Annotated in this window: 15 protein-coding genes and 2 tRNA genes; 8 read left to right on the top strand and 9 right to left on the bottom strand. The window is 70.6% G+C overall.

The genetic code is table 11. The features are described from left to right. The 5 genes from AC2DGY_RS05435 to galU all read right to left on the bottom strand — a co-directional run bounded on the left by AC2DGY_RS05435 (nucleotide 1) and on the right by galU (nucleotide 3657). Nucleotides 1-726, bottom strand: a complete 726-nt coding sequence (locus AC2DGY_RS05435; protein ID WP_484508683.1) for an acetolactate decarboxylase — start codon at nucleotides 724-726, stop codon at nucleotides 1-3. A gap of 231 nt (nucleotides 727-957) precedes the next feature. Further along, nucleotides 958-1030 (bottom strand) — tRNA-Ala (locus AC2DGY_RS05430). Nucleotides 1031-1085: 55 nt separating this feature from the next. Next, a complete protein-coding gene (locus AC2DGY_RS05425; RefSeq protein WP_484508682.1) occupies nucleotides 1086-2036 on the bottom strand; it encodes a large exoprotein in 951 nt (316 codons plus the stop codon). A 77-nt stretch (nucleotides 2037-2113) separates the two neighbouring features. Beyond that, complete coding sequence (locus AC2DGY_RS05420; protein WP_484508681.1) at nucleotides 2114-2743, bottom strand: GNAT family N-acetyltransferase; 630 nt, start codon at nucleotides 2741-2743, stop codon at nucleotides 2114-2116. A gap of 23 nt (nucleotides 2744-2766) precedes the next feature. Next, on the bottom strand, nucleotides 2767-3657 hold the full coding sequence (gene galU, locus AC2DGY_RS05415) for a UTP--glucose-1-phosphate uridylyltransferase GalU (protein ID WP_484508680.1): 891 nt from the start codon (nucleotides 3655-3657) through the stop codon (nucleotides 2767-2769). An 87-nt stretch (nucleotides 3658-3744) separates the two neighbouring features. On the opposite strand from galU, the gene AC2DGY_RS05410 reads away from it, so the two are divergent. The 3 genes from AC2DGY_RS05410 to mscL are packed head-to-tail and all read left to right on the top strand — an operon-like array spanning nucleotide 3745 to nucleotide 5103. After that, nucleotides 3745-4341, top strand: coding sequence for a 5-formyltetrahydrofolate cyclo-ligase (locus AC2DGY_RS05410; protein WP_484508679.1), 597 nt, complete (start codon nucleotides 3745-3747; stop codon nucleotides 4339-4341). A gap of 16 nt (nucleotides 4342-4357) precedes the next feature. Continuing rightward, on the top strand, nucleotides 4358-4660 hold the full coding sequence (locus AC2DGY_RS05405) for an FmdB family zinc ribbon protein (RefSeq protein WP_484508678.1): 303 nt from the start codon (nucleotides 4358-4360) through the stop codon (nucleotides 4658-4660). A gap of 26 nt (nucleotides 4661-4686) precedes the next feature. After that, nucleotides 4687-5103: a large conductance mechanosensitive channel protein MscL gene (gene mscL / locus AC2DGY_RS05400; RefSeq protein ID WP_484508677.1), complete on the top strand. Its 417-nt coding sequence runs from the start codon at nucleotides 4687-4689 to the stop codon at nucleotides 5101-5103. Between the two features lie 15 nt (nucleotides 5104-5118). On the opposite strand, the gene AC2DGY_RS05395 is transcribed toward mscL, so the two are convergent. Then, complete coding sequence (locus AC2DGY_RS05395) at nucleotides 5119-5367, bottom strand: hypothetical protein (RefSeq protein WP_484508676.1); 249 nt, start codon at nucleotides 5365-5367, stop codon at nucleotides 5119-5121. Between the two features lie 19 nt (nucleotides 5368-5386). Further along, a complete protein-coding gene (locus AC2DGY_RS05390; protein WP_484508675.1) occupies nucleotides 5387-9085 on the bottom strand; it encodes an AAA family ATPase in 3699 nt (1232 codons plus the stop codon). A gap of 197 nt (nucleotides 9086-9282) precedes the next feature. Here AC2DGY_RS05390 and AC2DGY_RS05385 point away from each other — a divergent pair, with 197 nt between their 5' ends. After that, on the top strand, nucleotides 9283-9795 hold the full coding sequence (locus AC2DGY_RS05385; protein WP_484508674.1) for a methylated-DNA--[protein]-cysteine S-methyltransferase: 513 nt from the start codon (nucleotides 9283-9285) through the stop codon (nucleotides 9793-9795). 66 nt (nucleotides 9796-9861) lie between these two features. Here the strand turns inward: AC2DGY_RS05385 and AC2DGY_RS05380 are convergent, their stop codons facing one another. Both AC2DGY_RS05380 and AC2DGY_RS05375 read right to left on the bottom strand, forming a co-directional pair. Then, entirely contained in the window at nucleotides 9862-11481 is a 1620-nt protein-coding gene (locus tag AC2DGY_RS05380; protein ID WP_484508673.1) for a solute symporter family protein, read from the bottom strand. Beyond that, a complete protein-coding gene (locus tag AC2DGY_RS05375; protein ID WP_484508672.1) occupies nucleotides 11478-11828 on the bottom strand; it encodes a DUF485 domain-containing protein in 351 nt (116 codons plus the stop codon). The genes AC2DGY_RS05380 and AC2DGY_RS05375 overlap by 4 nt, the downstream gene beginning before the upstream one ends. A 138-nt stretch (nucleotides 11829-11966) precedes the next feature. Between AC2DGY_RS05375 and AC2DGY_RS05370 the strand changes: the two genes are divergently transcribed. The 4 genes from AC2DGY_RS05370 to AC2DGY_RS05355 all read left to right on the top strand — a co-directional run bounded on the left by AC2DGY_RS05370 (nucleotide 11967) and on the right by AC2DGY_RS05355 (nucleotide 13915). Continuing rightward, nucleotides 11967-12827 carry a LuxR C-terminal-related transcriptional regulator gene (locus AC2DGY_RS05370; RefSeq protein ID WP_484508671.1) on the top strand — a complete coding sequence of 287 codons (861 nt, stop codon included), beginning with the start codon at nucleotides 11967-11969 and terminating at the stop codon, nucleotides 12825-12827. Between the two features lie 26 nt (nucleotides 12828-12853). Further along, nucleotides 12854-13210: a histone-like nucleoid-structuring protein Lsr2 gene (locus tag AC2DGY_RS05365; RefSeq protein WP_484508670.1), complete on the top strand. Its 357-nt coding sequence runs from the start codon at nucleotides 12854-12856 to the stop codon at nucleotides 13208-13210. A 106-nt stretch (nucleotides 13211-13316) separates the two neighbouring features. Next, on the top strand, nucleotides 13317-13604 hold the full coding sequence (locus tag AC2DGY_RS05360) for an iron-sulfur cluster biosynthesis family protein (RefSeq protein WP_484508669.1): 288 nt from the start codon (nucleotides 13317-13319) through the stop codon (nucleotides 13602-13604). A 239-nt stretch (nucleotides 13605-13843) separates the two neighbouring features. Continuing rightward, a tRNA-Arg gene (locus AC2DGY_RS05355) sits at nucleotides 13844-13915 on the top strand. The last annotated feature ends 139 nt before the right edge of the window (nucleotides 13916-14054 follow it).

Raw genomic sequence — 14054 nt, 5'->3', positions numbered from 1 at the left:
TCAGCGCGCGACCCCGCCCTCCATGGCCACGATGTGGCCGTCCTCGGCGTGGGTGAGCGGGGTCCGCAGGAAGACCTCGTCGGTGGGGAGGCGCAGATCGAAGCGGGAGAACGCCGACATCCGCAACTCGCCGGTCGCCAGCCTGACCTCGAGCACGTGGCCGCCTGCGCGCCGGTCAGCGGCGAGGAAGTGCAGGTGCAGTCCGGCGACGGCGATTCCCTGGTAGATCTCCGGCGCCCAGAACCCCACGATCGTTCCGGCCCGCTCCTCCAGGACCGTCTCGACCTGGTCGCGCGTGGCCTCGGCCAGTGACCGGAACGGCGCCTCCCGGCGACGCGGCACGCGGATACGCACCGCCGCCAGCACGCCGTCCACCCGCACCGCGTGGAAGAGGTTGCGGCTGACGAGGCGTTCCTCGACCACGGCCGTCAACGCCGCCAGGTCGGCGGCTGCCACCGGCTCGGCCGCCGCATCCGGGAACTCGCATACCTCGAAGAACGGCAGCGCTTCGTCGTCGGTCATCGCACGGGGCGCGGCTTCGTCCGTGCATTCGTAGAGCTCGCCGTCGAGCATGACCACCTCGCCGGCCAGCCCATCGCAGCATCCGATGCCGAAATCCCCCAGCCGGCGAGCGTCTGCGGCGTCGATCCCGGAGGTGTACGCGCCCGCCAGCAGCGCATCGAGCACGGCATATTGCGTGACAGGGGCGGAGGTGAGCAGAGTCATGACGACGACGCTATAACGCCCCGCCGGCCGGCGGGCCGCTCCCGCCGAGCGGAGATCAACTGTTCACCCGAGGCGGCCTCCCTGAAGACTCGACGCACGCACACGACGTCTGGGGCCTTGATGTTCGTCAAGCGCCACGGCTACCCGTTCCGACGCGGGATGGCCGGTCGCGGGATGCTGCACCCACTAACGAGAAACGCCCCCGACCAGCGGGGGCGTTCCTTGTTTCGGTGGACCTGAGGGGACTCGAACCCCTGACCCCCTCGATGCGAACGAGGTGCGCTACCAGCTGCGCCACAGGCCCCTGAACCTCCGCTACATTATCACGGCGGGCGGCTCGCCCTGCGCCGCGGGAGGGGCTACTGGCCGACCGCGCGGCGCGACAGGAGGCCGCGCACGTGCGCCTCGATCTCGGCGTCGTCGACGTAGCCCATGCGGCTGAATTCCGACGCGCGGGCCACGCGCGCGTCGTCGATCGAGGGCGGCTGGTTCTGCTGTGCGAGATCGCGGATGGCCTCTGCGCGCGCGGCGACGCGCAGCGCTTCGCGAGCCTCCTGCTCGTCGAGCACGGCCGCGGCGCGCGACCCGGTGGACGAGGCCAGGGGGCGAGGCAGTTCGCGTGGGGTCCACGCGGCCGAGCGTTCTCGACCGACGGCGAGATCGGGCATCGCGGTGGCGACGCGCTCGGCGACGGCGACGGCGGGCTCTTCGCGCACGGCGGCGCGGGCGGCGACCCGCGACATCCGGTGCAGCGCGAGGATGCTCATCACGAACGCGGTCCCCCCGGCCCAGATCAGCGCCGAGGATGCGACGGCGAGATACTGCCAGACGCCGAAGCCGGTGACCGCCAGTGCCGCGACGGCGACGACGGTGGCGGCCAGGCGGAGCCGCCGCCGTGCCCGTGCACGGCGAAGCGCCGGACGCTGCCGGACGGCGGCGCGCTCGGCGCGGGCAGCGGCGATCGCCTCGGCACGGGCGGCGCGGGCGAGTTCGCGCTCGGTGGCGCTCTCCTCCTTGGCCGTCTCGAGCTCGGCGCGGGCGACGGCGAGGTCGGCCTGTTCACGCTCGGCTTGCGCACGGCGGGCGAGGCGCTGCTGCGCGAGCGCGGTGCGGGCGTTCAGCTCCAGCTGCACCTCGCGCGGAGTCTCGCTCGTTTCGGCGAGGACGCGCAGGGCCTGGTTCAGGCGCACGGCGTTACGTTCAGCGGAGGTGTACTGGTGGCGGCTGGCCCACGAGGGCAGAAGGTAGACGAGCCAGAGCACGACGGCGACGGCGACGATCACGCCACCGCCCAACACCTGCCCGCCCATGCGCTAAAGCTATGCGACGCGGGGCCGTGCACCCGCGCACCCGGCGCGCGTGTCGCCGAGCAATCGGGGCCGGGCTCTCAGGCCGGCAGGCGATCGGACGGCGGCACGGTGGCGGCATCCGGGGGGACGCGACCCGCGACCCACCGCGCCAGGACGCCCTCCGGGACCTCTTCGCGCACCAGGGCGAAGGAGTAGTGGTCACGCCAGTCGCCGTTGATGTGGATGTACCTGCGCCGGAGGCCCTCGTAGCGGAACCCGAGTTTCTCCACGACGCGGAGGCTCGCGGCGTTCCCGGGCACGATGCAGATCTCCATGCGGTGCAGCCGGAGTTCGTCGAAGCACACGTCGGTCGCCAGTGCTACGGAGGTGGGGGTGATCCCCCGGCCGGCGAACCGCTCGCTCACCCAGTAGCCGATGGCCGCCGACGCGAGGGAGCCGCGGGACATCCCCCACACGTTGAGCTGACCGGCGACCTCTCCGTCGTACTCCATGACGAACGGCACACCGGCGCCGTCACGATGCTGCTGCAGGAGCCGCCGCACGCCCAGCCGCATGTCGAATGACACCGGCCCGTCGGGGCTCGTCGCCTCCCACTGCCGGAGCCAGGGGCGGTTGGACAGCAGCTCGTCCTGCAGCACCCGCGCGTCGCGGTTGCGCACGAGGCGGATGGAGATCGCCCCGTGCCGTCGCGGGATCGACAGGTCCATCCCATTCCCTCTCTCGAGCGGCGTCACAGTCCCGCCGCGAACTCCTTGAACCAGGGACGCAGCTCGGGGCCGAGGTCGTCACGGTCGGCGGCCAGCTGCACGATGGCCTTGATGTAGTCCACCTTATCGCCGGTGTCGTACCGGCGACCGCGGAAGATCACGCCGTACACCCCGCCCCCGTCGCCCGCACCCTGGGCGAGTTCCTGCAGCGCGTCGGTGAGCTGGATCTCCCCGCCCTTGCCGGGCTCGGTGTGCTCGAGAATCTCGAACACATCGGGCCCGAGGACGTACCGGCCGATGATCGCGAGGTTCGACGGCGCATCCTCGGCCGAAGGCTTCTCCACGAGCTGGGTGACCTTGACCACGTCGTCTTCGTCGGTCGCCTCCACCGCGGCCACGCCGTACATGTGGATGGACGCGGGGTCGACCTCCATCAGCGCGATGATGGTGGCCCCCCGGCTGTGGTACTCCTCGAGCATCTTCGCCAGGAGCGGGTCGCGCTCGTCGATGAGGTCGTCGCCCAGCAGCACCGCGAACGGGTGGTCTCCCACGTGGGCTTTGGCCCGCAGCACCGCGTGACCGAGCCCCTTCGGCTCGCCCTGGCGCACCATATGGATGTCGGCGAGGTCGGAGGAGTGCTCCACCTTGGCCAGCTTGTCTTCGTCGCCCTTCGCGCGGAGCTTCTGCTCGAGCTCCGGCATCGCGTCGAAGTGGTTGGCGATGTTGTTCTTGTTGCGCCCGAGGATGATGAGCACGTCTTGGATGCCGGCGGCGACGGCCTCTTCGACGACGTACTGGATCGCGGGCTTGTCCACGACCGGCAGCATCTCCTTCGGCATCGCCTTGGTGGCGGGGAGGAAGCGGGTGCCGAGTCCGGCGGCGGGGATGACGGCCTTGAAGGGCTTATGCGACATGAAGACAGGTTAGCCGGACCATCATGAACTCCGTGGGAGGAGAACGTTACGCCGAGGGGTCTGCCCGGCCCGCTTACAATCAAGACCATGCCGGACTCGATCGAACAGGCCAAGCGCGCCCTGCGTGCCGACCTGCGCGAGCGGCGCCAGATGATGTCCGACGGCGCCCGGGAAGTGGCCGCCGAGGGCGTCCGCGCGCAGCTGGATGATCTCGTCCAGCGCCTGGGCGCCCGCTCCCTCTCGTGCTTCCTGTCCACCCCCACCGAACCGGGCACCCGTGCGTTCGTGGATGCGGCGGTGCGCCGCGGCATCCGCGTGCTCCTTCCCATCACGCGCGCCGACGGCCTGCTCGACTGGGCCGTGGCCGTGGCCGGCGGCGACATCACCGAGGGGCTGCTGGGGATGCCCGAGCCGGTCGGCGAAGTGCTGGGTCCGATCGCCGTGAACGACGTCGACCTCCTCGTCATCCCCGCCGCTGCTGTGGACCGCACCGGGATGCGGCTGGGATGGGGCCGCGGATACTTCGACAAGACGATCGGTTCGATGGAGAACTGCCCACCGGTGTACGCCGTCGTCTTCGACTCCGAGCTCGTCGACGACGTGCCGCGCGACGTGCACGATCAGCCGGTCACCGGCATCGTCACCCCGACTCGCACGCTCACCTTTTCTGCCGCATCCCGCTGAACTCCCGAGGAGCCCCATGCCCACCTACGCCTATGCCTGCAAGCAGTGCGGACACCGATTCGACGAAGTCCAGTCGTTCTCCGACGCGACGCTGACCGTCTGCCCCGTGTGCGGGGGCGAGCTGCGCAAGGAGTACGGCTCCATCGGCGTCACCTTCAACGGCTCGGGCTTCTACCGCACCGATTCGCGGGCGGCGGAGAAGAAGGGCTCGGACAGCTCCACCTCCAGTTCGGAAAGCGCAAGTGGTAGCGGGTCATCCTCCTCCTCGGAATCGTCGAGCAAGAGCAGCCCGGCCGCTCCGGCACCGTCGGGCTCATGACCGTCCCCCCGGAGAAGGAGCACCCCATGATCAGAGGTTTCAAGGAGTTCATCCTCCGCGGAAACGTCATCGACCTCGCCGTCGCCGTCGTCATCGGCAGCGCGTTCACGGCCATCGTCAACGCCGTGGTGACGTCGATCATCAATCCGCTCGTGGCGCTGTTCTACCAGGCGGATGCGGCCGGGGAGTTCGGACCGGAGCTCACCGGGATCTACGGCCAGGAAGTCACCTTCCCGCTGGGTTCGCTCCTGAGTGCCGTGATCAGCTTCTTCGCCGTCGCCGCCGTGGTGTACTTCGTGTTCGTCTACCCGATGAACCGCATCAAGGAGCGTGCCGCTGCCCGCGCCGGGGTCAGCGAAGCCGGCGACGAGCCCAACCTGCCCACCGAGCAGGAGCTTCTCGTCCAGATCCGCGACCTGCTGGAGAAGCAGCCCCGCGCCTGACCCTCCCGGCCCGGTTCAGTAGTGCGGGGGGACGTCGCGGCGCAGCTGCTCGTCGTTCGGGCCGCGCTGCTGACCCGCGGATGCGGCGGACGCACCCGCGGCCGCACCCCCGGCAGACGCACCCCCGGCGGGCGCACCCGCGGCGGAATCATCGGCCCGCTCGTCCGCGGGCACCGGCTCGGCCGCCGTGCCGGGAGCGGGCGTGAGCTTGGCCCGGCGCGCGCCCGGGACCCGTTCGATCCGCTGGCGGTCAGTCGGTGACATCAAGGACGTGCTCCGGCGGTCAGTGGCCGAGGTCGAGGGGCTGCGTCGCCGTGTCGGCGGTCGGCCCGTCGGGCTGCACGCCCAGGAGCGCCGCGATCCGGGCGGCGACCGACGCCGGGTCGCTGTAGAGGTCGAAGGCGTGGACGCGCACGTAGTGCCATCCGAGACGCCGCAGGGTCTGCGGGCGCAGCCGGAGCGTTTCGCGCAGCGAGTCGGCCGCGGTCTCCGGGTCGCTCTCGGCCACGACGGCCTTCCCGCCGTGCTGCGCCACGAGGGGCAGGAGCCCGCGGTAGTGCACGTCGACGGCGAGCCCGAGGCGGCGGAGCTCCCGCGCGAGGGCGAGAGTGAGCGGATCGGCCAGGTCTTCCAACCGCGCATCGCGCCCGCGAGCGGCAAGGCCCCCGAGGATGCTCATGAGCGTGGCGGCGCCGTGCTCGAGGCGGCCCTCGTCGAACGCGGAGGGGCGGATCGACGACACGATGACCATCGACCGGCGCGCGCGGGTCATGCCGACGGTCAGCAGCCGCTCGCCATCCGGCGTCGACAGGTCGCCGAAGTCGCTGAGCACGCGGCCGTGCTTGGTGAGCCCGAACCCGAGGGAGAAGATGACCCGGTCGCGGCTCTCGGCGACGGATTCTTCGAGCGTGAGCACCGCGAACGGCTCGGCGGTGTCGCGGGAGACGAAGTCGGCCACATCCGACCGCCCGGCGAAGGCCGACTCGACCGCCGCGCGCACGCGCTCGGCGTGGCGCGCACTGGCGGTGACGACCATGAGCGACTCGGCGCCGCGGTTGACGGCGTGCTCGACCACGAGGGTCACCACGCGGGCGACCTCGGCGTCGGGGCTTTCCACCGCTCCGGTAATCGGATCGGGAGCTCCGGTGCCGCCCTCGACGTAGTCGACGCTCAGGCTGCCGCGGCCGAGGTACGAACCGGCCCACGGGAGAGAGACGATCTCGCCGCCGTAGAAGGCGTCGTTGACGAGCTCGGCGAGGTCTTCGCCGCCGGCGCGGTAGCTGCGGGTGAGGGTCGCCACCGGGAGGAGTTCGGCGAGGCGCTCGAACACCGACACGCTGTCGAAGGGCACCTCGTCCTCGGTGTCGTCGGGGGCGAGGGTGGCGCTGACGCGGAAGGGCGTCGGCTTCTGCGTCACCGGGTCGCCGAACAGGACGATCTGCCGGGAGCGGCGGATCGCGGGTACGGCTTCCGCGAGGCACAGGGCGGCAGCATCCGCGATGATGACGACGTCGAAGGGCTGCTCGTCGGGGATCTCCGGCACCTCGTACGGCGAGGCCAGCCACACCGGCGCGAGGGTGTTCAGCAGCCTCGGCGCGGCCGAGGCGAGTTCGCGGGGCGTCGTGAGGCCGCGCTTGAGCGCGTCCTTCAGGGCGGAGGCTTCACCGGGTTCGTCGACGATCCCGATCCGCCACTGCTTCGCCAGGTGCGCAGCGAGGAGAGGACCGGATGCGGCGGCGTGCGCCTCGTCGACGAGACGGAAGTCGCGTTCCAGGCGGTCGACGACGGTGGTGTTCGCGCCCAGGAGCGCCCGGTCGGTGCGGAGGAAGTGCTCCAGCGCCGACTGCCACCACGCGAATTCGAGCTCCTGCCCGACGCGGTCTTCTGGGACGTGCCGCACCGACATCTCGACCAGGAGCGACTCCAGGCCCAGGTGCGCGAGCTCGGAGCGCAGCTCGGCGCGCTCGACCAGGTTGTCGAAGAACTCCGACTCGGCGGCGAGGCCCGCAAGCGTGCGGACAAGCCGCTGCACGGGCATCGCGGCCAGGCGATCGGAGCCGGAGCGTCCGAGGATCTGGTCCAGTTCGCTCAGCTCGGCGTCGGCGCGCTGCCACGCCACCGACACGTCGGCCAGGCCCAGCGGAACCTCGGGCGTGACACCGGCCTCGACGACGCGCTGCCATTCGGTGCGCTGCTGCTGGATGCGCATGAGCGCCTCGTACATGTCGGGCACGTGCACGCCGGGGCGCACGTATTCGCGCGACAGCCGCTTGAGGCGCCGCCGGTTCGGGCCGCTCATGTTCGGGGCGTCGCGCCGGGGCGCGTGGGCCTGGATGAGTTCGAGGAGGGGCCGCTCGAACACCGTGGGGCTGAAGCGGTCGAGCGAGTCGCGAATGCCGCCCAGGAGCCGGAGGTACTCCCCCAGCTCGGAGATCGTGTGGAACGGGCGCATCCGCGTCTGGGCGATGAGCTCGTACCCGCGCTCGAGGAGGCTCGACACGTGCTCGCGGTGGAGCTTGCCCGCGAGCCGGTGGGCGGCGCGGGCATCCTCGGTGCGGGTGAACGACACCCCGTACCACGGAGAGTCGTCGGGGCCGAAGCGGAACTCCCCCAGCCGTGCGGCCGCCGCGAGCGCCGCGGATGCCTCGGCGCGGCGGTTCGCGAGCCGCTCCAGGGTGGCGAAATCGAACCGGGCGCTCGTGGACGGCGCGGGCGAGAGCGCGGCGATCTTCGTCAGGGCGCGCAGGGTCTCCAGGACCGAGACGCCGAGGGAGGGATGCTCCGCCGTCACGGCCCCGCGGTAGTCGCGGAGCACTGTGCGCAGGCGCACGAGGGCGTCGTCGATCTCGGCGACCTTGGGCTGCTCGGCCTTCTCGTTGCGGCCGATCGCGCGGATCAGGTCGCGCCGCAGATGCGTGGGCGAGACGGCGAGGCCGGGAAGGCCGATCCCGGACAGGCGATGGCGGATGCCCTCGAGCGTGGAGCGGCGAGCGCTCACCACGAGCACGCGCTTGCCGGCCTGGACGAGCTGGCCGACGGCGTTGATCACGGTCTGGGTGCCGCCGGTGCCCGGCAGTGTGTGCACGGCGAGGGAGTGTCCGCTGGCGATCCGCGCGAGCACGGCCTCCTGCTCGGCGTCGGCGTCCAGGAGCAGGGTGTCGGATGCGGGTGACCGCTCATCCGCGCTCGTGACCACCGGATCGGCGCGGCGCACCGACACGCGCGAGCGGTCGTCGGGGTGACCGGCGAGGGCGTTCAGGACGATGTGGTCAAGGTCGGCGGTGTCGCGCGCCATCGCCGAGCCCACGTCGGCGAACGAGGAGATCACCAGGCGCGGGTGGACGATGAACGTCGGCAGGTGCCGGGTGAGCGCGCGCAGGTGGTCGATCACCGGCTGCGGCTTGAACACGCCCTGGTCGTACGCGAGACCGGCGAGCGCCGTGCTGTCGATGGGGATGCCGAAGTGGCCGCGGAACGCGCGGGCAAGCTCCGGGTTCAGGAAGAACGTGCCGTGGAGCTTGAGTTCGAAGTCGCCGTGGTGCCGGCGGATCGCGAGCGGGCGGAGCAGCACCGGCGCCGACCACGGGGCGCCGCCGATCTTCCACTCCGCCAGCCCCACCGCGAGGTGCACGGGCTCGATGCCGCGGGAGGTGCGCAGCTCGACGTTCTTGGCGGTGATGCGCTCGGCCGCCATGCGCGCGGAGCGCAGCGCCACCTCGTCGCGGAAGAGGTTGGACAGGAGCGTGGATCGCCCCGTGATGAACTGCGGGAGGCTTCCGGGGTGGGCCTTGGTGATGTCGATGCCGGCATCGGTGGCGTCGTCGAAGCGCAGCAGCGTCGATCGCCCGCCGAGGGTCGCCGCTTCCGCGCGCAGCCGATCCCGTTCGGGGTCGGCGACGTGCCGCACGGTCACACCGGGCTCCGCCACACCCAGATCTCCCGGGTTCACGGATGCGGCGTCTCTGTCCTGTTCGCCGATCACGGCGTTATCTCCTCGCCACACACGAGCCACAGTAGGCGCGGCAAGGCCCGCTGCTCGGCATCCCGCGCGGGTTTCGGACGATTCGCCAGACACGCCGCGCCATCGGGTCTTCCTCCCCAGGCCCGTTGTCACCGCATCCGTGCACAGGGTGGGGTCTCCCCCGTCGCCGCAGCGGACCGACCGGCCAGGATGGCTCCATGACCCGCTTCACCGCAGCCGTGCACCCCACCCCCGTCGGCGACGTGCTCCTCGCCTACGCGGACGAAGGCCTCGTGAGCCTGCAGGTCGTGCACGACGATCTCCCCGGCGCGCGCGAGCAGCTCGTGCGGCTCCTCGGCGCGGTGCCGGAGGACGACGACCGGGCGGCGGCGGCGGATGCGGCGGCGCAGCTGGATGCGTACTTCTCCGGCGAGCGGCAGGAGTTCGACCTGCCGCTGGACTGGCGGCTCACCCGCGGGTTCGGGCGGGCCGCGCTTGAGGCGATCCGCCGGATCCCCTACGGGGAGACCGCGGCGTACGGCGAGGTCGCGATCGTCGCCGGCTCCCCAGGAGCCGCGCGTGCGGTCGGCACGGCGTGCGCCACCAGCCCCTTCTCGATCGTCGTCCCGGTGCACCGCGTCGTGCGCTCCGACGGCACGATCGGCGAGTACGGGGGGCATCCCGAGGTGAAGGAGTACCTCCTCCGCCTCGAGCAGGGCTCGGGCGCGTAGGCCGCCCCGAGACGAGCCGAGGCCCCGGAACGGAGAGCTCCGGGGCCTCGGTCTCACCCGACCGCGCTAGTGCGACGTCGCCTTCTCGGCCCCGAAGCCGGTGAGCGAGCGCACCTCCATCTCGGCGGCCAGACGCGGATCCTCGGCGCCCCGCTTCGAGGTGACGGTGCCCAGCCAGCCGAGGAAGAAGCCGACCGGGATCGAGACGATGCCCGGGTTGTTGAACGGCCAGATCGCCACGCCCGTGTCGCGGAAGACGCTGGTGGGCGTGCCCCAGAACACCGGCGAGAGCACGATGAGGATGATGGCGGCGGCCAGGCCCCCGTACATGCTCCACACCGCGCCGCGCGTGCTGAAGCGGCGCCAGAAGAGCGAGTACAGGATCGTCGGCAGGTTCGCCGAGGCGGCGACCGCGAAGGCCAGGGCGACGAGGAACGCCACGTTCTGGCCCTGCACGCCGATGCCACCGAGGATCGCGAGGACGCCGATCACGATCACCGTGCGACGGGCGACCTTGACCTCACCATCCGGGGGCACGTTGCCCTTCTTGATGACGTTGGCGTAGATGTCGTGCGCGAACGACGCCGCCGCCGTGATCGTGAGCCCGGCCACCACCGCGAGGATCGTGGCGAACGCGACCGCGGAGATGAATCCGAGGAGGATCGGCCCACCCAGCTGCAGCGCGAGGAGCGGTGCCGCCGAGTTCACGCCACCGGGAGCGGCGGCGATCGTCTCTGCGCCGACCAGCGCACCGGCGCCGTAGCCCAGGACGAGCGTCAGCAGGTAGAAGAGGCCGATCAGCCAGATCGCCCACACCACCGAGCGGCGTGCTTCCTTCGCGGTGGGCACCGTGTAGAAGCGCATGAGCACGTGCGGGAGGCCCGCGGTGCCGAGGACGAGCGCGAGGGCGAGCGAGACGAAGTCCCACGGGTTCGCGCCGTACTGCAGGCCCGGGCCGAGGATGGCCTCACCGTTCGCCGAGTTATCGACCGCGGCCCCGAGCAGCGTGTTGAGGTTGAAGCCGTGGATCGCCAGGACCCAGATCGTCATGACCAGCGCGCCGCCGATGAGGAGGAACGCCTTGACGATCTGCACCCAGGTGGTGCCCTTCATCCCACCGACGAGCACGTAGACGATCATGAGGAGGCCGACGACCGCGACGACGATCGACTGCCCGAGGGTGTCGCTGACCCCCAGCAGGAGCGACACGAGTCCGCCGGCTCCGGCCATCTGCGCGAGCAGGTAGAAGAAGCACACCGCGAGGGTGGTGATGGCCGCGGCCATCCGCACGGGGCGCTGCTTCAGGCGGAACGACAGCACGTCGGCCATCGTGAACTTGCCGGTGTTGCGCATCATCTCGGCGACCAGCAGCAGCGCGACGAGCCACGCGACGAGGAACCCGATCGAGTACAGGAATCCGTCGTAGCCGTTGATGGCGATCGCGCCGCAGATGCCGAGGAAGGATGCCGCGGAGAGGTAGTCGCCCGAGATCGCGAAGCCGTTCTGCGGCCCGGTGAACGAGCGCCCGGCGGCGTAGTAATCGGCGGCGGTCTTGTTGTTGCGGCTGGCGCGGATGACGATGAATAGCGTCACCGCGACGAACGCCCCGAAGATCGAGATGTTCAGGATGGGGTTGTTCTCCACGGTCTGCGCCGCGGCGTGGACGGCTCCGAATACCTCGTTCACGACCGGGCCTCCTCAGCGCGCTCGAGTTCTTCCCGGATCTCTTCCGCGCGCGGGTCGAGCTTGCGGTTGGCGTACCAGACGTAGGTCATCGTGATCGCGAAGGTCGTCACGAACTGGCCGAGCCCGAACAGCAGACCCACGGTGATGTCGCCCATCACCCGCTGCGACATGAAGTCCCTCGCGAACGACGAGAGCAGAACGTAGACGAAGTACCAGACGAGGAACGCGATCGCGAGCGGGAAGATGAAGCTGCGTTGGCGCCGCTTCAGCTCTCGGAATGGCGGGGACTCCTCGACCGCGATGTAGTCGATGGCGCCTGGTGCGGCATCGGTACGCGGGTCCGACATGTGGCCTCCTTGCCTCATTGGCCCGGAACACGGCGCGCTCCGGATTGCAATAATTACCCGGCGCCGTGGTATGCCCGGTGATAGGGTCGACGCTACGAAGGCGGCGACGGGGCCGTCACCCCCGGAAGTAGGTAGTTCGTGGGAGCCACCACCGCCCAGGCCGACCAGGCAGATCTCGTCTCGCACGCCGTCGGAGAGCTCGCCCGCCGCACGCGCTTCCCTGTCGCGTTCGGGGGCCTCGAGCGTGACGGCGCCATCCACGTCACCTCCATCGCCGGCAGCAGGACGCGCAGCATCGAAGGCCTGGTCGTGCGGGAAAACCGCGGACTCGGCGGTCGCGCGTTCGTCGAGAAGCGCCCCCGGCTCGCCCTGGATTACCGCACGTCGCGCACCATCACCCACGACTACGATCGCGCGATCCTCGGCGAGGGCATCTCCACCCTGTTCGCGGTGCCGGTCATCGTGGCCGGATCGGCACGGGGCGTGCTGTACTGCGGCTCGTGGACCGAGGCCCCGGTGGGCGATGTGGTGGCGCAGCCCGCGTTCCGCGTGGCGCAAGATCTCGCTACCGAGCTGCGGGTGCGGGATGAGGTCGACCGCCGCATCTCGATGCTCCCGGTCATGCGCTCGGATGCGCCGCTTACCCCCGCCGCGCAGGAGGAGCTGCGCGAAAGCTACGCCGAACTGCGCAGCGTCGCCGCATCCATCCAGGACGACAGCCTGCGCCAGCGGCTCGCGCAGGTGGAGCGGCGGCTGGCCGCCCTCTCCGGCGCTGCGCGGAACGGCGCGCAAGGAGAACCGGAGGTGCGGCTCTCTCCGCGCGAACTCGACGTCATCGCGTGTGCGGCGCTAGGCGCCACGAACTCCGAGATCGCCGTGCAGCTGGATCTGAAAGAGACCACCGTCAAGTCGTACCTCGCGGCGGCCATGGGCAAGCTGGATGCGTCCACCCGGCACGCCGCCGTCACCCGGGCCCGGCGGCTCGGCATCCTCCCCTGAACAACCCCCCTCGGTAAGGTGTCACCATGGCTCGCAGAATCGTGCATCAGCTCGTCGACGACCTGGACGGCACCGTGCTCGAGCCGGGTGAGGGCGACACCGTCCTCTTCTCCCTCGACGGCACCGCCTACGAGATCGACCTGACCGACGAGAACGCCACCGCCCTCCGGGACGCGCTCACGCCCTACATCGAGGCCGCTCGCCCGGTGTCGTCTCGCCCGGGTGCCGGTGGTGCCGGGATGACCGGGAACCGCCCGCGTCGCCGCACCGGACAGCAGGACTACACCGCCGTCCGCGCGTGGGCCAAAGAGGAGGGCCTCTCCGTCTCGGAGCGGGGCCGCATCCCCGCATCCGTTCTGGAAGCGTACGAAGCCGCGCACTGAGCCTTTGAGCCGGGTGGGAATCGCCTGGCAATGGCGCCCTTTCCTTGAGGTGAGCGTGCGTTCTCGGCATCGTGGCTGCCTTCAGTCCGCAACGGAAGGAGCATCCATGCTCACGCTCACCGAGCAGGCGACAGACGCCGTCAAGACCATCACTGCCCAATTCCCGGAGGTGACCGACGGCGGGATCCGTATCGAGGGTTCCGGTGCGCCGGATTCGCAGTTCCAGCTCACCGTCGTCCCCGGCCCCGAGCCGGCCGACGAAGTGGTCGAGAAGGACGGCGCGCGCGTCTACCTCGACTCCGAGGCCGCCCTCGTTCTGGAAGACCGCGTCCTCGACGCCCAGGCCGACGGCCAGGGCGGCGTCCAGTTCGCCGTAACCTCCGCCCACCCCTAACCCCCCGCTTCCCTTCCCGAACGACGCCCCGGTCGCTGAGCCTGTCGAAGCGCCCGGGGCGCCGTTCGCGTCTCCCGGTCGCGTCCGCAGTGCCGCGCGAAGCGCCGATCGCTGAGCTTGTCGAAGCGTCCGGCCCCCGCTCCCCCGGTCGCCGCGCGAAGCGCCGGTCGCTGAGCCGAGAGCCGGTCGCTGAGCCTGTCGAAGCGTCCGGGCCCCCGCTCGGTAGACTTACCAAGCCAGCCTCTGTAGCTCAATGGAAGAGCAGTTCCGTCCTAAGGAAACGGTTGGGGGTTCGAGTCCCTCCAGGGGCACAGTCTCTTTTTGCCTCTGACCAGGTATTTCTTCTGTGGGCAGACCACCCAGAATGCGTTTTTGGCCGCTTTTTGGCCGCATTTGAGAAAGCTGTGAGCCGAAAACCAGGCAGATTCGACGCCCTTCACGGAGCGTCGT

The sequence above is a fragment of the Microbacterium sp. Z6_144 genome (assembly GCF_057197625.1).
The sequence above is the reverse complement of the archived record's forward strand: the minus strand, read 5'-3'. Positions and strand labels throughout refer to the sequence as shown.